Raw genomic sequence first — 21,637 nt, 5'->3', positions numbered from 1 at the left:
TCAAGACTTGATATTTTTTTGATACCCGAAGGTATCTGAGATATCAATCCTGCGAGTGCCCACACAGATTGTCTGATAAATTGTTAAAGAGCAGTGAGTTGGCCGCTTTCGCTTGCTAACTCGAGGTGGCGTATACTACGCTTTCCTCATTCAGAGTCAAGCGTTTATTTTCGCTTTTCATCTGGCTGACGGGCCGGTTTGTAAGCCGTTGTGCCGTGTCAGTGGAGGCGCAGTATAGGGATTTTCTGGAAGCTGACAAGTGTTTATTGCAAAAAAATGGCTGAGCGTGCTTTTTTTCATCAAAATGGGTGTTTTGGACATTATTTGCTGTTTAAGTGTACTAACTCCTGGGCAAAACGCGCCACTTGAGGCCAATCGGTGTAGACAACTTCTTTACTAATATCTGTTTCGCCGCCCGTCATCTTCATAATCAAGCGAATCATAACGCGGTCATACCAGCGGTAGCGTGGATAACGGAGTGCGCCAGCAAACACAGCACAGTGATTTGGTTGCCACGGAGAGGTCAGCAAGAACTTACGCGTATAAGAGTTGGTTTGCGGGGAACGCTTCTCTGGTTTACGGGCGACCAGGTTTACTGAGAAGAAAGCACCCGGGATCTTATTCAATGCTTGCTGATGCTTTTTCACAAACGCAGCTACTGACGAATGGAAATGCCCGTAACGAATAGATGCGCCGATAACGACACGCTCGTAGTTTCCCCAGGCAATATCACCACAACGATGCAAGTTAACGACATCACTCTCGACACCCAACTCTTTCAGTTCAGATGCTATATAAGAAGCAATCTCGCGAGTTTGACCATCACGGGTCGAAAATAGAATCAAAGTTCTCACTACAGGCTCCGGTTACTCTCGCCAGAAAGTTGGCGTAAACAGTACGAGTAAAGTAAATACTTCAAGACGGCCAAACAGCATATTGGCTATCAATATCCATTTCGCCACAGGATTCATGCTGGCGAAGTTGTCTGCCACGACCCCCAAACCTGGGCCGAGGTTATTCAGCGTTGCCGCAACCGAAGCAAAGGCGGAGAAATCATCCACACCGGTGGCAATAATCGCGAGCATGCTGAGGATAAACACCAACGCATAGGCTGAGAAGAATCCCCACACGGCTTCAAGGATACGTTCGGGTAGCGCACGGTTCCCAAGCTTAATGCTATATACCGCATTGGGGTGCACCAAACGTTTCAGCTCGCGATTACCTTGTTTGAACAGCAACAAGATACGAATGACTTTCAGGCCCCCACCCGTTGAGCCCGCACAACCCCCTATAAAAGCAGAACACAGTAACAACACCGGTAAGAATAGAGGCCAACGCGCAATACTATCGGTCGTAAACCCTGCGGTCGTCGCCATCGAGACCACCTGGAAGAATGCCTGGTTTAGCGTGAGCAAGGCGGTTTGGTAAGTGTTGTGGAACCAGAGTACGAGGGTACAGATAGCCACCAGCGTCAGTTGCACGCCAATGAACATGCGGAACTCAGGGTCACGCCAGTAGACTTTTATATTACGCCCGCTTAATAGAGAGAAGTGCAGGCCATAGTTACAACCGGAGATCAGCAGGAAGATGGCAATAATCGTATTAATCGTTGGGCTATCGAAGTAACCCACGCTGGCATCATGAGTGGAAAAGCCACCGATGGCTATCGTGGCAAAACTATGCCCTATTGCGTCAAACGCAGGCATCCCGGCAAACCAAAGTGCCAGAGCACACGCAACGGTTAACAGAACATAAATAATCCACAGCGTTTTTGCGGTATCAGCGATACGCGGGCGCATTTTGTTATCTTTAAGCGGTCCCGGCATTTCAGCACGATACAGCTGCATCCCACCCACCCCGAGAATTGGCAGAATGGCTACTGCGAGAACAATGATCCCCATACCGCCAAACCATTGCAGCATTTGCCGATAGAACAAAATGGCATGCGGGAGTGAATCAAGCCCGACTAAAGTCGTCGCACCTGTGGTCGTTAAGCCCGAGAACGATTCGAAGAATGCGTCGGTAATCGTGAGATTAGGTTGTTCCGAGAAGATAAAAGGCAACGCCCCCACACTCCCCAGCACCGTCCAGAACAATACAACGATCAGGAATCCTTCTCGCGGTTTGAGCTCACTTTTTTGCCGCCGATTAGGCCACCACAGAAAAGAACCAATGAGCAGCGCTGCGAAGAAAGTCTGGGTGAAAGCTCGGCCAGCACCATCGCGATAAATTAAAGCTACCAACCCAGGAATAATCATGGTCACGGAAAATAGAATGACTAACAGACCAACGATTCGGGTTATGGCGCGAAAATGCATTTAAGCCGCTTCCTTAACTATCAAAAAATAACGAGAGGGAATTATTGTTCAGCCGGTAATAAATGCAATGCACCGCGGCTAAAGTCAGCAAGTCTGGCCGAAAAGTCAGCGAGTTTCGCGTGGGGTAACGCGATACGTAATAATACTGACGATTGAAAATCACTCTGCACAAGAACCCCGTCGCACTGTTTAAGCAACATTTCGATTCCCGTAAGCTGAGCATATTCACACTGCAAAGTATATTCGGTTAGCGGGACTTTGAGCACAGTAGGCAATTGATTTAATGCCATCTGCACTCCGCCACCGTAAGCCTTCACCAAACCGCCCGTTCCGAGTTTGATACCGCCGGAGTAGCGCACGACTACGGCAGTAATTTCCCCGATACCGCTACCCATAAGCTGGGCGAGCATTGGCTTTCCAGCGGTTCCTGCAGGCTCGCCATCGTCAGAGAAACCTAACTGCTGCGAGTCATTGGGAGCACCGGCCACCCAAGCCCAGCAATGATGCCGGGCAGCCGGATGTTCAGAGCGTACTTTTTCAAGAAACCCTTTCGCCGCTATTACGCCTGTCGTATGAGCGACCAGCGTAATAAAACGACTTTTCTTGATTTCCTCGCAGACCTGGACAGGTTCAGCAGGGATCAGCCAACTGTCCATTACGCCAGTTTCAAATCGCGCGTCATGTTTTCAATGCTATTTTCATGAACAATCACATTGTCTTCGATACGAATGCCGCCGAACGGTTTCATGGCTTCAATGCGCTGCCAGTCAAAGTGCTTGCTGTACTGCCCTTCGCGCCACGGTGCGAGCAAAGATTCAATGAAGTAAATGCCCGGTTCGATAGTCAATACCATACGCGGTTCCAGCACACGAGTGCAGCGCAGATAAGGATATTGCGACGGTGCAGCCAAGTGTGTACCGGTGTCATCTTGCATAAAACCAGCAACATCATGCACCTGCAAACCAAGCGGGTGACCCAGGCCGTGTGGCATAAATGGACCCGTAATCCCGGTTTCAACCATTGCTTCTTCGCTAATGCCCGTAACCAGTTTATGACGATTCAGCAGCTTCGCGATGCGTTGATGGAACTGGAGGTGATAATCGGTGTAACGCACGCCCGCTTTCAGCGTATCAATCAGCGCAAGTTGTTCGCTATTAACATCTTTCACCAACTGGGCATAATCGTTATCGCTTTTAACCGACCAGGTACGGGTTAAATCAGCCGCGTAACCGTTGTATTCCGCACCCGCATCCAAAAGGAAGCTGCGCATTTCGGAAGGCGCACGGTTATCAAGTTTAGTGTAATGCAACACAGCCGCGTGCTCGTTGAGCGCCACAATATTGCCATAGGGAACATCGGTATCGCGGTGACCGGTTGCCGTCAGATAAGCCTGATTGATATCAAACTCACTCATCCCGGACAGGAAAGCTTCGTGAGCAGCCTGATGGCCGACCACGGCAGTTTTCTGTGCTGCACGCATACATGCCAGTTCATAATCAGTTTTGTAGGAACGATAGTAATGCAGGTAATCAATCACCCCTTTCGGGTTGATGTTTGCACCTTGAATATCAAGCTGCAACGCACGCTCTGGCACCGGGCCAATGTAGCCGATGTTGCCACGCGCCGCTGGTAATTGGCTGCCAATACCATCTGCTTTTGGCAACGCAATCACATCAATTTCGTCAGTCCAGAAGGACTCTGGCAATGGCTCAACGTTATGCCAGTAATCAACCGGCAGGTAGAACCACAATTTCGGTTTGTTCACGCCATCCACCAGCAACCAGCAGTTTGGCACTTGCGTTACCGGAACCCAGGCTTTGAACTGCGGGTTAACTTTGAACGGATACGCATGATCATCAAGGAAAACATTGAAAAGCTCGCCTGAGTGAATCAACAGCGCGTCAAGGTTGAAGCGCGCCAGAACATTGCGGGTGCGTTCCTGCAAAGTTGCCACATGATCTTGATAAAGTGAGGCCAATGAATTCATGATTTTTCCTTCTGTTTTTTTTAAACCTGAACGCCACGCATCTTAGCACACCGCAAACTAAGCGAACTTATTTCCAGCGGCTGTGATCATCTTTGCAAATATTTAAAGAGTTGTTTGCATTTCATTAACATCAATTCCACACTCTTTTCCATCTGGTACGACCAGATCCCATTGCTGGATTCAGGAGACTGACATGCTCTACCAAGGTGAAACCTTACATCTCGACTGGCTGGAAGATGGCATCGCAGAATTGGTATTTGATGCACCCGGCTCAGTGAACAAACTCGACACTACGACCGTAGCAAGCCTAGGTCACGCACTCGATGTTCTGGAAAAACAGCCATCGCTGAAAGGCCTGATGCTGACCTCCAATAAAGCCGCGTTTATCGTGGGTGCTGACATTACTGAATTCCTGTCGTTGTTCCAGGTTCCTGCAGAACAACTGACACACTGGCTGCAATTTGCCAACAGCGTCTTCAATCGTCTGGAAGATCTGCCTGTCCCGACCATTTCTGCCGTAAATGGTTATGCCCTTGGCGGCGGCTGTGAATGTGTGTTGGCAACGGATTACCGTCTGGCAACGCCAGATACCCGCATCGGTCTGCCAGAAACTAAACTGGGCATCATGCCAGGCTTTGGTGGTTCAGTGCGCTTGCCGCGTATGCTGGGTGCCGATAGCGCACTGGAAATCATCACCGCGGGGAAAGATGTCGGTGCGGTTGAAGCACAGAAACTCGGTTTAGTTGATGGCATCGTTAAAACTGAAAAACTGCGCGACGGAGCTTTGGCAGTACTGCGCCAGGCAATTAACGGCGAGCTGGACTGGAAAGCCAAACGCGCACCGAAACTGCAACCTCTGAAGCTTAGCAAAATCGAAGCCACAATGAGCTTCACGATTGCGAAAAGCATGGTGATGCAGATTGCAGGTAAACACTACCCTGCCCCGATGACAGCGGTAAAAACGATTGAAGCTGCGGCACGATTAGGTCGTGACGAAGCATTACAACTGGAGACTCAAAGTTTCGTGCCATTGGCGCGTTCCAATGAGGCCCGTGCGCTGGTCGGGATATTCCTTAACGACCAATACATAAAAGGTCAGGCCAAGAAGCTGACTAAAAATACCGAAACTCCGAAACAGGCAGCCGTTCTTGGTGCCGGGATCATGGGTGGAGGCATTGCTTACCAGTCAGCCTGGAAAGGCGTACCGGTATTAATGAAGGATATTAACGAGAAGTCCCTGGCACTGGGCATTAATGAAGCCAGCAAACTGCTCAATAAACAACTGGAACGCGGAAAGATCGACGGGATGAAACTGGCGGGCGTGATTGCCACCATTCATCCAACACTGGATTACGCGGGTTTTGAGCGCGTCGATGTCGTTGTTGAAGCGGTTGTTGAAAATCCAAAAGTGAAGCAAGCGGTGCTGGCAGAAGTGGAAGATAAAGTGCGTCCGGATACCGTTCTGGCGTCGAACACCTCTACCATTCCAATCAGCGAACTGGCGAACAGCCTGAAACGCCCGGAAAACTTCTGCGGTATGCACTTCTTCAACCCGGTGCACCGCATGCCTCTGGTCGAAGTGATTCGCGGCGAGAAAACCTCTGAGCAAACCATCGCTAAAGTCGTTGCGTGGGCCAGCAAAATGGGCAAAACACCGATCGTGGTAAACGACTGCCCAGGGTTCTTCGTCAACCGCGTACTGTTCCCGTACTTTGCGGGCTTCAGCCAGCTGATGCGTGACGGTGCTGATTTCCGTCAAATCGACAAAGTGATGGAAAAACAGTTCGGCTGGCCGATGGGCCCTGCGTATCTGCTCGATGTTGTCGGGATTGATACCGCGCATCACGCTCAGGCTGTCATGGCTGCGGGTTTCCCACAGCGTATGCAGAAAGATTATCGCGATGCCGTTGATGCGATGTTTGACGCAGGCCGCTACGGCCAGAAAACCGAACAGGGCTTCTATCGCTATAAACAAGACAGCAAAGGCAAACCGCGTAAAGAGCAAGATGAAGCCACGGATAGCCTGTTGGCTGATGTTAGCAAACCGCGCCATGACTTCTGCGATGAAGAAATCATTGCACGCATGATGATCCCGATGGTCAACGAAGTCGTTCGTTGTCTGGAAGAAGGTATTATTGCAAGCCCGGCAGAAGCGGATATGGCACTGGTTTACGGCCTGGGATTCCCTCCGTTCCATGGCGGTGCATTCCGCTGGTTAGATACCATCGGCAGCGCCAAATATCTCGATATGGCTCAGCAGTACGAACATCTTGGCCCTCTCTATCAAGTGCCGGACGGTCTGCGCGCAAAAGCTTCCCGTAACGAGCCGTACTATCCACCGGTTGAGCCTGCGGGCCTGGCCAGTGACCTGAAAAGTGCCTGAGGAGTGATTATGGAAAAGGTTGTAATTGTTGATGCCATTCGCACCCCGATGGGCCGTTCAAAAGGTGGGGCGTTTCGTAATCTGCGTGCAGAAGATCTTTCTGCCCATTTGATGCGTGGAATTCTGTCGCGTAACCCGGCGTTAGAAGCTGCTTCACTGGATGACATATATTGGGGCTGCGTGCAACAGACGCTGGAGCAAGGTTTTAACATTGCGCGTAACGCCTCGCTGCTGGCTGAAATTCCACATTCGGTACCGGCAGTAACGGTCAACCGACTGTGTGGTTCTTCCATGCAGGCCCTGCATGACGCGGCTCGTATGATTCAGACCGGTGATGCGCATGCCTGTCTGGTGGGTGGCGTGGAACATATGGGCCACGTGCCGATGAGCCACGGTGTTGATTTCCATCCAGGCCTGAGCCGTAACGTTGCTAAAGCTGCTGGCATGATGGGTTTAACCGCCGAGATGCTGTCGCGTATGCATGGCATTAGCCGTGAAATGCAGGATCAGTTTGCCGCTCGTTCGCATCAACGTGCATGGGCGGCCACCGAAGCGGGCTATTTCAAATCTGAAATCCTGCCGATAAGTGGTCATGACGCAGACGGCGTGCTCAAACGTTTTGATTACGATGAAGTGATTCGCCCAGAAACGACCGTTGAAGGCCTGGCAGCATTGAAACCTGCGTTTGATCCGGTCAACGGAACGGTGACGGCGGGCACTTCCTCTGCTCTTTCAGATGGAGCGTCGGCGATGTTGCTGATGAGTGAGTCACGCGCCAAAGAGCTTGGCCTTAATATCCGCGCTTACGTTCGCTCTATGGCTGTGGTGGGATGCGACCCGTCAATTATGGGTTACGGCCCAGTTCCGGCATCACAATTGGCGTTGAAAAAAGCGGGCCTGACTGCCGCTGATATCGACCTGTTTGAGATGAACGAAGCTTTCGCCGCACAGATCCTGCCGTGTATCAAAGATCTGGGGCTGATGGATAAGATCGACGAGAAAATTAACCTGAATGGTGGCGCGATTGCGCTGGGTCACCCGCTTGGGTGTTCCGGTACGCGTATCAGCACCACGCTGTTAAACCTGATGGAACGTCGCGACGCACAGTTTGGCCTTGCTACCATGTGCATCGGTTTAGGTCAGGGCATTGCTACTGTTATTGAACGCGTTTAAGGAATTGATCCAATTTTCAAAGTCATTGATGTTGTAACGCGGCGGCAAATGGGCGAATCCCGATGAGCTTACTAAAGTAAGTGATTCGGGTGAGCGAATGCAGCCAACAAAGTTACAACACCAAGGACGCAGAAAAAAGTTTAGTTGCCGTTCTTCCCGCCTGTCAGGGGCGGGTTTTTTTATTTATACCCAAAATAATTCGAGTTGCATCAAGGCGACAAGAGAACGAGTCCGGATGAGCTTACATAAGTAAGTGATTCGGGTGAGTGAACGTCGTCAACAAAGATGCAGCTTGAAGTATGACGGGTATCATCAAATAAACGAAAACGCATCGCCAAACATACGATCTTCTAACGCGCCACGTTCATTACAGAACAGGTCGCGAGCAATTTTCGCCATTTCAAAACGTCCGGCAATATAGATGTCGTGCCCGGCAAGCGTTCCATAATCCTGCATCACTGCGGCTAACACAGTGCCAGTACGGCCACGCCAGCCTTCTTCCGGTTGCTCAACAACCGCTTCAACACGCAGATTTTGATGAACAACGGAAAGCGCTTCTAACTCAGACAGATCATAAAGATGCTTATCTTCACGGCCACCCCAGTAAATCGCAATTTCACGTTGTGGATTACGCGCGAGCGCAGTCAGCAAAATCGAACGTACGTAAGAGAATCCAGTACCGCCCGCAATCAGAATGAGCGGACGATCTTCGTCTTCACGCAACCAGGCATCGCCATGCGGAATATCTACGACGATTTCTTTCTCTTTCAGAATACGGTCCATCACCGCCATGGCGTACAGATTGATCTCTGAGGCGCCAATGTGCAGCTCGATAAACTCATGGTCGCTCGGCGTGGATGCCATGGAGAACGGGCGTTTATCGCGCTCATCCATCACCACCATCAAATACTGCCCGGCCTGAAAGGAGAATTTCGCTTCCGGCAGTAATCGAACGCGATATACCGTGTCGGTTATCGCTTCTACCGAGGTCACTTTACAGCTTAAGGTTGTCATGCTTCCCCTCTGTCGGGTCAATAATGCAAAACGGTAAAATCCGCCACTCAGGCGTTTTTACTGTCGTCGAAAATAGCCAGTTCATCCCAGATTGCATCGATACGCGCACATACTTCTGCATCTTTCTTAATAGGACGACCCCACTCGCGCTGAGTTTCACCTGGCCATTTATTGGTGGCATCCAGTCCCATTTTTGAGCCAAGACCGGAAACCGGCGAGGCAAAATCCAGGTAATCGATTGGCGTGTTTTCTACCAAAACGGTATCTCGCGCCGGGTCCATACGCGTAGTGATGGCCCAAATCACATCGTTCCAGTCACGCGCGTTGATATCGTCATCGCATACGATGACAAACTTGGTATACATAAATTGCCGCAGGAAAGACCAAACGCCCATCATCACGCGTTTAGCGTGGCCTGCGTATTGCTTCTTAATGGTGACAACGGCAAGGCGATAGGAGCAACCTTCCGGCGGCAGATAAAAATCGACAATTTCCGGGAATTGTTTTTGTAAAATCGGCACAAAGACTTCATTGAGTGCGACACCGAGCACTGCAGGTTCATCCGGTGGGCGCCCGGTGTACGTTGAATGATAAATCGCATTCTGGCGCTGGGTGATATGCGTAACGGTAAATACCGGGAAATCATCTACTTCATTGTAGTAACCCGTGTGGTCGCCATAGGGCCCTTCAGGTGCCATTTCGCCCGGTTCGATATACCCTTCCAGCACAATTTCCGCGCTGGCAGGAACCTCAAGATCGTTAGAAATACACTTCACCACTTCGGTTTTCGTGCCACGCAGTAAACCGGCAAAAGCATATTCTGATAGGGTATCTGGCACTGGGGTGACCGCGCCGAGAATGGTTGCAGGGTCGGCGCCTAATGCAACCGATACAGGGAAACGTTCACCAGGATGTTCAGCACACCACTCCTGGAAATCCAGTGCGCCACCGCGATGCGATAACCAGCGCATAATCAGCTTATTTTTACCGATCCGTTGCTGGCGATAAATCCCAAGATTCTGCCGCTCTTTGTGCGGCCCACGCGTGACCGTCAAACCCCAGGTAATCAGCGGTGCTGCATCTTCAGGCCAACATTGCATGATAGGGATGCGAGATAAGTCGACTTCATCCCCTTCCCAAATTTGCTCCTGACACGGGGCGTTACGTAGCCGTTTCGTCGGCATATTCAGGACTTGTTTAAACTGCGGAAGTTTATCGAATAAATCGCGGAACCCCTTCGGGGGTTCGGGTTCTTTCAGGAAGGCCAATAACTTTCCGACTTCACGCAATGCAGAAACATCTTCCTGCCCCATTCCCATCGCGACGCGTTTCGGAGTGCCGAACAGGTTGCACAGCACTGGCATATCGTACCCTTTAGGGTTCTCAAACAGCAGAGCCGGGCCATTGGCACGCAAAGTACGATCGGCAATTTCAGTCATTTCCAGGTACGGATCGACCGGCATTGCGATACGCTTTAGCTCGCCGCGTTGTTCAAGTAATTCCAGAAAGTCGCGTAGGTCGTGGTATTTCATGCCATTAATCGTAGTCAGGATTTTGCGGTCATTATACGGGCTTCATGCACAGCATGCTGTATTTTTGTTAATAACGCGTAAATGCTTGTCTGATAACCAATCAGTCAATGGTTATACTTGTGCTGGCTATCCCTAATAACGGCCTTTTGCTATTCTCCCTGGGTTGATTAGGAAAAAGAGAAACTATGGAATCCTGGTATCTGTTGTACTGCAAACGGGGTCAATTACTGCGGGCGCAAGAGCATCTTGAACGTCAGGATGTGAATTGCCTCACCCCAATGATCAAAATTGAAAAGATCGTGCGAGGCAAACGCACTGCGGTCGATGAACCATTGTTCCCAAATTATATGTTTGTTCAGTTTGACCCTGAGACCATCCACACCACGACAATTCATTCAACGCGTGGTGTCAGCCATTTCGTGCGCTTCGGCAGTCTTCCTGCCACCGTACCGGCTGATGTGATTAACCAACTCATTAATCACCAACCAGAAAATATTACTGACCCAGATACTCCTTATCAGGGTGATCGAGTGGTGATAACTGAAGGGGCATTCGAAGGTTTGGAAGCAATTTTTAGTGAGCCGGACGGTGAAGCCCGCTCCATGCTGCTGCTGAATCTGTTGAATAAACAAGTGATGCAGAGTGTGAAGAACACAGATTTTAAGAAGACGTAAAGCTAACCAAGGCGGATAAATATCCGCCCTGCAATGTAAAACTAGCGCTGCATTTGTTCGTCATGCAACCATTGTGCGACACGCTTTGAGAAGTACGTTAACACGCCATCCGCTCCCGCACGTTTAAAGCACATCAACGACTCCATAATGGCCGGTTTTTCTGCCAACCAACCGTTCTGAATTGCCGCCATATGCATCGCATACTCGCCAGAAACCTGGTAGGCAAAAGTCGGTACGCCGAAGGTATCTTTCACGCGACGAACCACGTCCAGATAAGGCATACCCGGTTTCACCATCACCATATCCGCACCTTCCTGCAAATCCTGTGCGACTTCCTGCAGCGCTTCGTCGCTATTAGCGGGGTCCATCTGATAGGTTTTCTTGTTGCCACCTTTCAGATTACTCGAGGAGCCAATCGCATCGCGGAACGGTCCGTAATAGCAGGACGCATATTTTGCCGCATACGACATGATCTGCGTATTCACGAAACCATCAAGCTCTAGCTGATCGCGGATTGCCCCAATACGGCCATCCATCATATCGCTTGGTGCAATGATTTCAGCCCCCGCTTCTGCGTGGGAAAGGGCCTGGCGCACCAGAATCTCACGGGTAATGTCGTTGATAACGTAACCGTCTGCATCAATCACGCCATCCTGCCCGTGAGTCGTGTACGGATCGAGTGCGACGTCAGTCAGCAAACCCAACTCCGGTACTGCATCTTTCAAGGCACGCACTGCGCGCTGAACCAACCCATTCGGGTTATAAGCCTCTTCGGCGTGCAGCGATTTTCCTGCGCTTTCAATAACGGGAAACAGTGACAATACTGGCACGCCAAGTTTTGCGACCGTTTCCGCCTCTTTGAGCAGCAGATCGATAGTCATACGGTAAACACCCGGCATCGATGATACTTCTTCCTGACGGTTGTGGCCTTCCATCACGAACACGGGATAGATTAGGTCGTTAACCGTTAATTGATTCTCCGCCACCAGACGACGGCTGAAATCGTGACGACGGACGCGGCGCATACGGCGACCAGGAAACGTACCGGGAAATGCATAGCTCATTGATTCTCTCCTGATTTAAGCCAGCCGGAAAAGACGGCGGGCATTGTCATCTGTTACTTGCGCAAGCCAGGCGGGATCTTCTCCACGCCATCCTGCCACCTTTTCCAGGATATGAGGCAAGTAGCAGGGTTCGTTCCGCCGGGAAGCAGGTTTTGGTTTTAGATCCCGCGGTAACAAATAGGGGGCATCGGTTTCCAGCAATAACTGATGTGCTGGTATCACCGGTAGCAACTCACGTAATTCAAGGCCACGGCGCTCATCACATACCCAGCCAGTGACACCGATAAAAATTCCTCGCGCCAGACATTCTCGCACTTCATTTTCCGTTCCGGTAAAGCAGTGCAAAACCACTCCCGGTAACTTTTCAAGCCAGGGGTCCAGCAACGCGATAAACCGTTCATGAGCGTCGCGACAGTGTAAAAATACCGGCATCATCAGGTCTGCAGCAATGGCCAGTTGTGCGGTAAAAGCGCGTTCTTGTTCCGCAGGCGTTGAGAAATTGCGGTTGAAATCCAGACCACACTCACCGATAGCCACCACTTCCGATGCACCCGCAAGTTCGCGAATAGTCTCTGCTATTTCGTCCTGCCATTGGCTCGCATCATGCGGATGAACACCCACAGTAGACCAGCAGCCCTGATACTGCTGTGCCAGTAACAGAGCCTGCTGGCTTTCATGAATATTCGTCCCGGTGAGCAACATGCCGCAAACTCCCGCAAGATGTGCACGAGCAACAACGTCAGCATGGTGTTTAGCAAACTGTGAGCTGGTAAGATTTACACCGATATCAAACATAGCGTCTTCCAAACGACGACCGCCCTATCGGGCGGTCTGAAATTATGACTCTTTTTTGGAGTGGTCGTCTTCTGCTTCTGGAGCGTCTACCGGGTCTTCCTCTCCCCCTCTGCGCCCTTTACCGACGTAGAAACGAGAGAAAAATACACCGACTTCAAATAGGCAGTACATCGGAATTGCCAGCAGCGTTTGCGAGAAAACATCTGGCGGCGTTAACAACATGCCGACAACAAACGCACCAACCAGAATGTATGGACGCTTACTCTTCAGCGCCTCAGGCGTTGTTACGCCCATCCAACACAGCAGAATAATGGCCACGGGCACTTCAAAAGCCACACCAAATGCCATAAACAACGTCATGACAAAATCAAGGTACTTGCTGATGTCAGTCGACACCACCACACCTATCGGAGCGGTTTTTGTCAGAAAACCAAATGCGAGCGGGAACACCACAAAATAGGCAAAAGCGATGCCGATATAAAACAGCATCGAGCTGGAAAACAGCAATGGCATAACCAGCTTGCGCTCGTGCTTATACAGCGCTGGCGCGATAAACGCCCAAATCTGATAAAGAATGACCGGTGCGGACAAAAACACTGAGACATAAATTGTCAGCTTAACGGGGGTGAAAAACGGCGAAGCCACGTCTGTGGCAATCATCGTTGACCCGATTGGCATTTGCTTAATCAGCGGAGCTGAGACTATCTGATAGATGTCATTGGCAAAGTAAATCAGTGCCAGGAAAATCACCAGCACAGCGATAATGCTATTTAACAGTCGCTTGCGCAGCTCTATCAGATGGCTGATAAGCGGTTGGGTATCTTCAACGGCCATGTTTACTTTTTATCACTCGAAGGTTGAGAAGAAGCTGGGGTTTTGACGGACTCTGCTAAAGGTTTGATCTGAGGTTGAATCAACTCTTCAGTCACTTCCGCTGCTGCTGATACAGGAACTGTTTCAGTTTCAACGACCGGGGCTTCCTCGGGCGCACTGGCCTGATGTGCAGCTGTTGCGGGAGTCACGCCTTCATGACTGTCCTGAGCGTCTTTCACCAGTGGATTATGGATTGTATGAGCCTCGTCACTCCCCTTTTCAGGTTCATGAGTATACGAACGTTTCATCGATTCAGCCGCCTGACGCAGCTCATCCATTGATGCCTTTAGTTCTGGAGTAAGGTTATCCATGCTCGCTTTTTCAACCTTCTTCAGGCTGTCTTGCAGCTCCTGGATTTTCAACTCCTGAACCAGTTCATTTTGTACAGTTGCCGCCAGAGAACGCAGAGCGCGAACCCAGCCGACAACTGTTTTAACCGCAACAGGCAAACGCTGTGGCCCGAGGACGATCAGGCCAATCACGAATACCAGTAGTAGTTCACTGAAACCAATATCGAACACGGTTTACACCTGCTCTTTATCGTTGCTCTTAGCTTCGTCTTTTTTCACATCGCCTGGTTGTTTATCAGCAAGCGTTTTCGCTGTGAAATCAGCATCCTGAACGGATTTGTCTTTCTCTTTATCTTCATCATCGCTCATAGCTTTTTTAAAGCCTTTGATGGATGCGCCCAAATCAGAACCGATAGAGCCCAGTTTCTTAGTACCGAAAAGCAGAACCACGATGACGACAATGATCAACAATTGCCAAATACTGATACCACCCATAATGTTGCCTCAAATCACAATGATGAAAAGATAACGGTCTGTATTGTACCGCACGTTGACTGTCAAAAACGATTAAAAACAGCTCAGGATGAGCGTCGCCAGCCAATCAGCCATGTAACAATACCAGCGGCCATAAGCCCTGTAGGCTGGTATTGCCATTCCGGCTTGTTAATCAGTAATAAGGTGCCGCTTAACAGTAGCGTGGCACCAATGCCAAACAGATAGCGTGACTGCGCCTGACGCACCTGATTACGTTGCAAATCACGCGTTATCTTATCAACACTATGTTGCAATTGTTTACCCTGACGCAAACTGTCGTACATCAATTCTGGTAGTTCTGGCATTTTTTCAATCCAGAACGGTGCTTTTTCTTTAAGAGAGCGAATAAGCGCAGGAATACCAACCTGATCTTTGATCCAACTTTCCAGGAAAGGTTTAGCGGTTTTCCACAAATCTAATTGCGGGTAAAGCTGTCTTCCGAGACCTTCAACGTAAAGTAGTGTTTTTTGCAGTAAAACGAGCTGCGGCTGCACTTCCATATTAAAACGACGTGCCGTGTTAAACAGGTTTAGCAGCACATGGCCAAAGGAAATTTCTGCCAACGGTTTCTCAAAAATGGGCTCGCAAACGGTACGAATGGCGAACTCAAACTCTTCAACATTGGTATCCGGTGGCACCCAACCTGAATCGACATGCAATTCAGCAACTTTGCGATAATCACGGTTAAAGAAGGCGATAAAATTTTCCGCCAAATAGCGCTTATCTTCTTTATTCAGTGAGCCGACAATACCGCAGTCGATTCCAATATATTTCGGATCTTCAGGGTGTTCGTAACTGACAAAGATATTGCCGGGATGCATATCGGCATGGAAAAAGCTGTCTCGAAATACCTGAGTGAAAAAGACCTGCACGCCACGTTCTGCCAACAGTTTCATGTTGGTGCCTTGCTCTTTGAGCATCGCGATATCAGAAACAGGAATACCGTAAATCCTCTCCATGACCATCATGCTCTCACTGCAATAGTCAGAGAACACTTCAGGCACGTAGAGCATTGGGCTGTCTTCAAAATTGCGACGCAACTGGATAGCGTTAGCGGCTTCACGTAGAAGATTCAGTTCGTCAATCAAGGTCTTCTCATATTCGCGCACCACTTCCAGCGGCCGCAAACGGCGGCCATCTGGCATCAATCGTGGTACCCATCGAGCCAGACGGTAGATGAGTTTCATATCCGCTTTGATAATCGGCAGGATATCCGGGCGAATGACTTTGATGACAACATCACGCCCATTGTCTTTGAGACGAGCGGTGTGAACCTGGGCAATTGAAGCCGACGCGAGCGGTTGGATATCAAAATCATCAAACCAGGTTTCGATAGGGATCCCGCCCATCGATTGTTCAATTTGCCTTTTAGCCAGCGCGCCGTCAAAAGGAGCGACTCGGTCCTGCAACATCGCCAGTTGGTCAGCAATTTGCGGTGGGAACAAATCTCGGCGGGTCGAGAGCATCTGCCCAAACTTGATCCAAACCGGCCCCAGTTCTTGCAGTGCAAGGCGTAAACGTTCACCAAGAGTTTTCTCTTTATGGCGATTTGGCATCCAGAAAAGCGTGCGCCGCCAAATGCGTAACGGCAGCGTAATACGAATGTGAGGGATCAGTTCATCCAGACCATAACTGAGAAAAGTGCGGATAATGAAATAGAGGCGACGAATTTCTCCAGGCGTCATTTGTTCTCCAGTTTGTCCAGTCGCGCAACAAGTGCATCAACCTTACGTTCGGCTGCTGCCGTTTCCTCAGCAAACCATGCGACTTCCAACGAGCCAGGTGCCATCTTCCACTCTTCGGTAATGGCTTCTGACAGGTATTGTTGGTTACGGGCAAATCCTTTTTTGAACAACTGACTTCCGCCACGAATAGCCTTGCTGATTCCTTCGGCGGCAATATCGCCTATATAAGGCGCTAGCAATTCAGCTGGGTCGAATTCAGCAAGGTCCATCAGGGCAACCCAATTCTGGACGACCTGAATATCACCCTGAACTTCTAATTCACCGCTGCGAATAAGCGCCGTAAGTTGCTGCCTGTCACGCAATTTTGGCAGTGTGCCTACCCCGGTTTTCACCAGACAATCGGCTTCACCTTCCCACTGGCCTAATACATCGATTTGTTGTTCGCTAAAAACCAAAACGATTGGCGAAGAGAATTCTTTGAGCTCGACACGCAACACCTTACCCACTAAGCGCTGACGTGCCGCCTTCAAGCCTCGGTCTTGCCAGAGAAATTTATTGAGCAGGTTTTCTATTCCGGCAGTTATTAGCGCTGTACCTGAAGAAAGCAGCAATGGCATCACGAGTTCCCGATCAGAATTTATAACCACGGTGTAGCGCAACAACGCCAGCGGTCAGATTGAAGTAGGTGGTATTTTCAAAACCGGCATCTTCCATCATCGCTTTCAATGTTTCTTGATCAGGGTGCATACGAATAGATTCAGCCAGATAACGGTAGCTTTCTGCATCTTGTGCAACGATTTCACCGATACGCGGCAGAATGTGGAATGAGTACGCATCGTAGGCTTTGCTAAGAGGTTCGATAATCGGTTTGGAGAATTCCAGGACCAGCAGGCGGCCACCGGGTTTCAAAACGCGGTACATGGAACGCAACGCTTTTTCTTTGTCTGTCACATTGCGCAAACCGAAAGAAATAGTAATGCAATCAAAGAAGTTATCCGGGAAAGGCAGAGCTTCAGCGTTAGCCTGAACATAATTCACGTTGCCAACCACGCCAATGTTACGCAGTTTTTCACGTCCCATTTTCAGCATTGAATCGTTGATATCCGCCAGAACCACTTCGCCTGTTTCGCCGACCAGACGGGAGAACTTAGCGGTCAAATCACCGGTGCCTCCGGCTAAATCCAGTACGCGCTGACCACGGCGAACACCACTGCAATCAATGGTAAATCGCTTCCAGATACGATGGATGCCGAATGACATCAGGTCATTCATCACGTCGTATTTTGCGGCCACAGAATGGAACACATGAGCCACCATATCGGCCTTTTGTTCCTTCGCTACAGTGCGGAAGCCAAAGTGTGTTGTTTCCTGGGATTCTTCAACCATCTCGATGCCTGCTTATACAAAAATTGTTTGTGAAGTGTAACAGAATGAGCCCTAAAGCCCTATGCTTCAAGCCGTAGGGGTGTTGGCTGCACCCACAAACCCCAGTCACTGACTTTAGTAATCTTCTGGGGATTTGCTCCTTTGCCGCCTACCTGCAACTCGAGTGAGTTTGGCTACAAACTGTTTTCCATATTCTTTTCTTCGTCATTTTCAAACCCATTCAGGGCTGAATTCTCTGCTTCTTCCTGCCGAGCCTGTTCGACTAAATCGGGATTAATCTCACGTTTAACCTCGACACCCAAGCCACGAAACGCATCGGCCTGGATGAGTATATTTCCACGGCCCGAAGAGAGTTTCTTCATCGCCTGGCGGTAGTTATCCTGAGCTTTATCCAGGCTTTGGCCAATTGCCGACATGTCGTCAACGAAGAGGCGCATTTTGTCATACAGTCGGCTGGCGCGTTCGGCAATTTGTTGCGCATTTCGGCTTTGGTGTTCATAACGCCACAAATTGGCAACGGTTCGTAGCGCCACCAGCAAGGTCGTCGGGCTGACCAGCATGATGTTATTTTTGAGCGCTTCGCTGATGAGTTCAGGCTGGCGGTCAATCGCCAGTAAAAATGCGGGTTCGACGGGGATAAACATCAACACATAATCCAGCGAACGCAACCCCGGCAACTGCTGATAATCTTTACGCCCCAGCATACGAATATGGTTACGCATGGCGGCAATATGTTCGTTGAGGGCACTTTCACGGGTCAGTTCATCGTCACCGTTGTAATAACGTTCATAGGCTACTAACGTCATCTTGGCGTCGATGACCACATCTTTACCCTGTGGCAAACGCACGATCACATCAGGCTGCATGCGACTGTTATTTTCGAGCTGAATATTCACCTGGGTTTGGTATTCATAGCCTTCGCGTAAACCTGACGCTTCCAACACTCGCGTCAAGACAACTTCGCCCCAATTACCCTGAGTTTTGTTATCCCCTTTCAGGGCTTTGGTGAGATTCAGTGCCTCTTGCGCCATTTGGGCATTCAGCTGTTGCAGGCTGCGGATTTCATGAGTCAACGTGTGGCGCTCACGGGCTTCTTGACCAAAACTCTCTTGCACCTGCCGACGGAAACCATCCAGTTGTTCACGCAATGGCGAGAGTAAGCCATTTAAACTTTGGCGGTTTTGTTCTTCAACTTTGCGGCCACTTTGCTCAAAAATACGGTTGGCGAGGTTTTCAAACTGTTCGCTCAGGCGCTGCTCGCTGTTAAGCATCTGGCGATGTTTGTCATCGGCATTAAGGCGGGTTTGTTCCAAAAGCGTGGAGAGTTCGCGGATATCAGCTTCCTGTGCACTATTGATCTCAAGTTGGGTGCGCAATTCGCGATTAAGCTGCTCACACTCCTCTTTCCAGTGCTGGTTTTGCTGCAACTCCTGCCGTGAAGCAGTCAGCTCACCGTAGATTTCCCGTTGTTCTTCATGCAGAGCGGATTGCTGCCCGGCTGCGCGCAAACTCGCCAGCAACCAACCAGTCAGAACACCAACCAGTGCAATACCGATGCCGATCAAAATAGAAATATCCACAGTCACTCCCACAAGCCATGCCAAACCCCAGCAAAATAAAATTCTGCTGTATAAATGTCCAGATGAAAAGGGATTTCCTGCGAGGTGTTACGCAAAGCGTAAAAATTAAGCCGGCTTGCACCGGCTTGAGGGGAATTAGATTAAGCGACGCGCCGCTTCAACAACGATTTGCACCGCATGGCTTTCTGTTTTCTTCATGGTTTCAGCATTCGGGATCTCTTGCTGAGTACGGTTCACAATCACACCTGCGACCATACCCGCACGCAGACCCTGACTTGCACACATGGTCAGTAATGTCGCGGATTCCATCTCGTAGTTCATCACGCCCATCTGCTGCCACTCTTCCATGGAGCCTTTGTAGCGATTAACTACGCGGCCTGAGAAGGTGTCATAGCGTTCCTGGCCCGGGTAGAAGGTGTCAGAAGAAGCTGTCACGCCAATGTGCGTGGTTGCACCAATAGATTTAGCGGCTTCAACCAATGCAGTAGTACACGTGAAATCAGCAACGGCTGGATATTCCATTGGTGCAAAGTGCAGGCTGGCACCATCAAGGCGCACAGAGGCAGTCGTCACCAGAACATCACCGACATTGATATGTGGCTGGATTGCGCCGGTCGTCCCGATACGCAGGAAAGTACGAATACCCAACTGCGCCAGCTCTTCCACGGCGATAGAGGTAGAAGGGCCACCGATACCGGTAGAGCACACGATTACTGGCTTGCCATCTAATTCAGCACGCCAGGACGTAAATTCACGGTGGGCAGCCAATTTAACTGGCTTGTCCATCAGCACAGCGATTTTTTCAACTCGTTCTGGATCGCCCGGGACGATGGCAAGTGTTGCCCCCTGCAGATCGCTTTTAGTGAGGCCGAGGTGAAAAACATCAGACTTGGACATAACAGACTCCTGCATTGAATGGGTTGGCTTGCATTGCTATAGAGGTACTGTACAGAAGCACCACAAAGAATTTCGTGACGCATTTCACTTTGAATGAAACAAATTACATTATTTTCAATAACAATAGTGACGAACATCACATTTAAAAAGATGATTGTTCATTAATCAGACGCAGAGCCTGTGCCCCCTGCAACTCGAAGTATGACGGGGAAAAGCTATAGTTATCGCACTGCGCTAACAGTACTTAAGGAGAATGCTAATGAAAGAAGAACAACCTACAGGTAAATTGCCAGGCGGGAATTTTGCACCAGCGGCCTCCCCTCTCGCTTCAACAGTATTGCATACCCAGGATGACGCTATTCAGGCGGGGGAAACTTCGATTCCTACGCAAGGTGAAAATATGCCCGCCTATCACGCCAGGCCTAGAGGGGCGGAAGGATCGTTGCCCATCGTGATTGTGGTGCAGGAAATTTTCGGCGTGCATGAACATATTCGTGACATTTGCCGCCGCCTGGCGCTGGAAGGCTATCTTGCTATCGCCCCAGAACTCTATTTCCGCCAGGGTGATCCTAACGATTACGCCGATATCCCCACCTTGTTCAGCGACCTAGTTTCAAAAGTACCGGATGCACAAGTTCTGGCTGACCTCGATCATGTCGCCAATTGGGCGGCAAGAAACGGTGGTGATGCCTATCGCCTGATGATGACTGGTTTTTGTTGGGGTGGACGTATTACCTGGTTGTACGCCGCACATAACCCTCAATTAAAAGCGGCCGTCGCCTGGTATGGCAAATTAGTCGGAGAAAAGTCTTTAAATTCACCACATTACCCAGTGGACGTTGCCATTAATTTGAACGCGCCGGTTTTGGGGCTATATGGTGCAGAAGATACCAGTATTCCGCTTGATACTGTGGAGACCATGCGTCATGCGCTGCGCGCCGCAAATGCCAACGCAGAAATCATTGTTTACCCGGAAGCGGGCCATGCTTTTAATGCGGACTACCGCCCGAGCTACCATGAAGAATCGGCAAAAGATGGCTGGCAACGCATGCTGACGTGGTTTGAACGCTACGATCTGAAGAAGTAAAAGAAAACGCCCCTCAAAATGAGGGGCGTAAATTTTAAGCGCTACGCAAGTTCTGCGCCGCCTTCACCATGTTTGCCAAAGCCTGGCGGGTTTCTGGCCAACCGCGGGTTATCAGGCCACAGTCCGGGTTCACCCACAAACGCTCGGACGGAACACTCTCAGCCGCTTTCTTCAGCAGAGCTTCAATCCATTCCACACTCGGCACGTTTGGCGAGTGAATGTCATACACGCCCGGCCCGATTTCGTTTGGATATTCGAACTCTTTAAACGATTCCAGCAAGTCCATATCAGAACGTGAGGTTTCGATGGTGATCACGTCTGCATCTAGTGCTGCGATGGAATCCATGATGTCGTTAAACTCGCAA

20 protein-coding genes and 1 pseudogene are annotated in these 21,637 nt (G+C 50.0%); 4 read left to right on the top strand and 17 right to left on the bottom strand.

Annotation, left to right across the window (positions count from 1 at the left end; all coding sequences use genetic code 11):
• Positions 1-320: 320 nt before the first annotated feature.
• The 4 genes from hemG to pepQ are packed head-to-tail and all read right to left on the bottom strand — an operon-like array spanning position 321 to position 4,305.
• Entirely contained in the window at positions 321-854 is a 534-nt protein-coding gene (gene hemG, locus VJY99_RS07395; protein ID WP_324117408.1) for a menaquinone-dependent protoporphyrinogen IX dehydrogenase, read from the bottom strand.
• A 12-nt stretch (positions 855-866) separates the two neighbouring features.
• Positions 867-2,318 carry a Trk system potassium transporter TrkH gene (trkH, locus tag VJY99_RS07390; protein WP_324117407.1) on the bottom strand — a complete coding sequence of 484 codons (1,452 nt, stop codon included), beginning with the start codon at positions 2,316-2,318 and terminating at the stop codon, positions 867-869.
• A gap of 41 nt (positions 2,319-2,359) precedes the next feature.
• On the bottom strand, positions 2,360-2,974 hold the full coding sequence (locus tag VJY99_RS07385; RefSeq protein ID WP_324117406.1) for an IMPACT family protein: 615 nt from the start codon (positions 2,972-2,974) through the stop codon (positions 2,360-2,362).
• Complete coding sequence (gene pepQ, locus VJY99_RS07380; protein ID WP_324117405.1) at positions 2,974-4,305, bottom strand: Xaa-Pro dipeptidase; 1,332 nt, start codon at positions 4,303-4,305, stop codon at positions 2,974-2,976. Before pepQ ends, VJY99_RS07385 begins: the two co-directional genes overlap by 1 nt.
• Before the next feature lie 193 nt (positions 4,306-4,498).
• Here pepQ and fadB point away from each other — a divergent pair, with 193 nt between their 5' ends.
• Together fadB and fadA are read left to right on the top strand one after the other, a co-directional pair.
• Complete coding sequence (gene fadB / locus VJY99_RS07375) at positions 4,499-6,688, top strand: fatty acid oxidation complex subunit alpha FadB (RefSeq protein ID WP_324117404.1); 2,190 nt, start codon at positions 4,499-4,501, stop codon at positions 6,686-6,688.
• A gap of 9 nt (positions 6,689-6,697) precedes the next feature.
• On the top strand, positions 6,698-7,861 hold the full coding sequence (gene fadA / locus VJY99_RS07370) for an acetyl-CoA C-acyltransferase FadA (RefSeq protein ID WP_324117403.1): 1,164 nt from the start codon (positions 6,698-6,700) through the stop codon (positions 7,859-7,861).
• A 312-nt stretch (positions 7,862-8,173) separates the two neighbouring features.
• On the opposite strand, the gene fre is transcribed toward fadA, so the two are convergent.
• Complete coding sequence (fre, locus tag VJY99_RS07365) at positions 8,174-8,875, bottom strand: NAD(P)H-flavin reductase (protein WP_324117402.1); 702 nt, start codon at positions 8,873-8,875, stop codon at positions 8,174-8,176.
• A 47-nt stretch (positions 8,876-8,922) separates the two neighbouring features.
• On the bottom strand, positions 8,923-10,416 hold the full coding sequence (gene ubiD / locus VJY99_RS07360; protein WP_324117409.1) for a 4-hydroxy-3-polyprenylbenzoate decarboxylase: 1,494 nt from the start codon (positions 10,414-10,416) through the stop codon (positions 8,923-8,925).
• 176 nt (positions 10,417-10,592) lie between these two features.
• Here ubiD and rfaH point away from each other — a divergent pair, with 176 nt between their 5' ends.
• On the top strand, positions 10,593-11,081 hold the full coding sequence (gene rfaH, locus VJY99_RS07355; protein WP_324117401.1) for a transcription/translation regulatory transformer protein RfaH: 489 nt from the start codon (positions 10,593-10,595) through the stop codon (positions 11,079-11,081).
• A 41-nt stretch (positions 11,082-11,122) separates the two neighbouring features.
• Here rfaH and hemB read toward each other — a convergent pair whose 3' ends face one another.
• The 10 genes from hemB to udp all read right to left on the bottom strand — a co-directional run bounded on the left by hemB (position 11,123) and on the right by udp (position 20,185).
• Positions 11,123-12,145, bottom strand: a complete 1,023-nt coding sequence (gene hemB, locus VJY99_RS07350; RefSeq protein ID WP_324117400.1) for a porphobilinogen synthase — start codon at positions 12,143-12,145, stop codon at positions 11,123-11,125.
• A 15-nt stretch (positions 12,146-12,160) separates the two neighbouring features.
• Positions 12,161-12,940 carry a 3'-5' ssDNA/RNA exonuclease TatD gene (gene tatD, locus VJY99_RS07345; RefSeq protein WP_324117399.1) on the bottom strand — a complete coding sequence of 260 codons (780 nt, stop codon included), beginning with the start codon at positions 12,938-12,940 and terminating at the stop codon, positions 12,161-12,163.
• A gap of 42 nt (positions 12,941-12,982) precedes the next feature.
• Entirely contained in the window at positions 12,983-13,774 is a 792-nt protein-coding gene (gene tatC, locus VJY99_RS07340) for a Sec-independent protein translocase subunit TatC (protein ID WP_324117398.1), read from the bottom strand.
• A 2-nt stretch (positions 13,775-13,776) separates the two neighbouring features.
• Positions 13,777-14,334 (bottom strand): Sec-independent protein translocase protein TatB, encoded by a 558-nt coding sequence (gene tatB / locus VJY99_RS07335; protein ID WP_324117397.1) that lies wholly within the window; start codon positions 14,332-14,334, stop codon positions 13,777-13,779.
• Between the two features lie 3 nt (positions 14,335-14,337).
• Entirely contained in the window at positions 14,338-14,598 is a 261-nt protein-coding gene (gene tatA / locus VJY99_RS07330) for a Sec-independent protein translocase subunit TatA (protein ID WP_324117396.1), read from the bottom strand.
• A gap of 83 nt (positions 14,599-14,681) precedes the next feature.
• Positions 14,682-16,322, bottom strand: a complete 1,641-nt coding sequence (gene ubiB / locus VJY99_RS07325) for a ubiquinone biosynthesis regulatory protein kinase UbiB (protein ID WP_324117395.1) — start codon at positions 16,320-16,322, stop codon at positions 14,682-14,684.
• The gene (ubiJ, locus tag VJY99_RS07320; protein ID WP_324117394.1) at positions 16,319-16,939 is read right to left on the bottom strand and encodes a ubiquinone biosynthesis protein UbiJ; all 621 of its coding nucleotides are present in this window, start codon (positions 16,937-16,939) and stop codon (positions 16,319-16,321) included. Before ubiJ ends, ubiB begins: the two co-directional genes overlap by 4 nt.
• Positions 16,940-16,952: 13 nt before the next feature.
• Positions 16,953-17,708, bottom strand: coding sequence for a bifunctional demethylmenaquinone methyltransferase/2-methoxy-6-polyprenyl-1,4-benzoquinol methylase UbiE (gene ubiE / locus VJY99_RS07315; RefSeq protein WP_273217243.1), 756 nt, complete (start codon positions 17,706-17,708; stop codon positions 16,953-16,955).
• A 173-nt stretch (positions 17,709-17,881) separates the two neighbouring features.
• Entirely contained in the window at positions 17,882-19,288 is a 1,407-nt protein-coding gene (rmuC, locus tag VJY99_RS07310; RefSeq protein ID WP_324117393.1) for a DNA recombination protein RmuC, read from the bottom strand.
• Positions 19,289-19,423: 135 nt separating this feature from the next.
• Positions 19,424-20,185, bottom strand: coding sequence for a uridine phosphorylase (gene udp / locus VJY99_RS07305; protein WP_324117392.1), 762 nt, complete (start codon positions 20,183-20,185; stop codon positions 19,424-19,426).
• A 259-nt stretch (positions 20,186-20,444) separates the two neighbouring features.
• Here udp and VJY99_RS07300 point away from each other — a divergent pair, with 259 nt between their 5' ends.
• Positions 20,445-21,272, top strand: a complete 828-nt coding sequence (locus tag VJY99_RS07300) for a dienelactone hydrolase family protein (protein ID WP_324117391.1) — start codon at positions 20,445-20,447, stop codon at positions 21,270-21,272.
• A 34-nt stretch (positions 21,273-21,306) separates the two neighbouring features.
• Here the strand turns inward: VJY99_RS07300 and VJY99_RS07295 are convergent.
• Positions 21,307-21,637: pseudogene (locus tag VJY99_RS07295) on the bottom strand (5-methyltetrahydropteroyltriglutamate--homocysteine S-methyltransferase); the annotation flags it as partial.

The sequence above is a fragment of the Buttiauxella sp. genome (assembly GCF_035271705.1).
In the GTDB taxonomy this organism is placed as follows: domain Bacteria; phylum Pseudomonadota; class Gammaproteobacteria; order Enterobacterales; family Enterobacteriaceae; genus Buttiauxella.
This window is presented reverse-complemented; position numbering and strand designations above follow the sequence as displayed.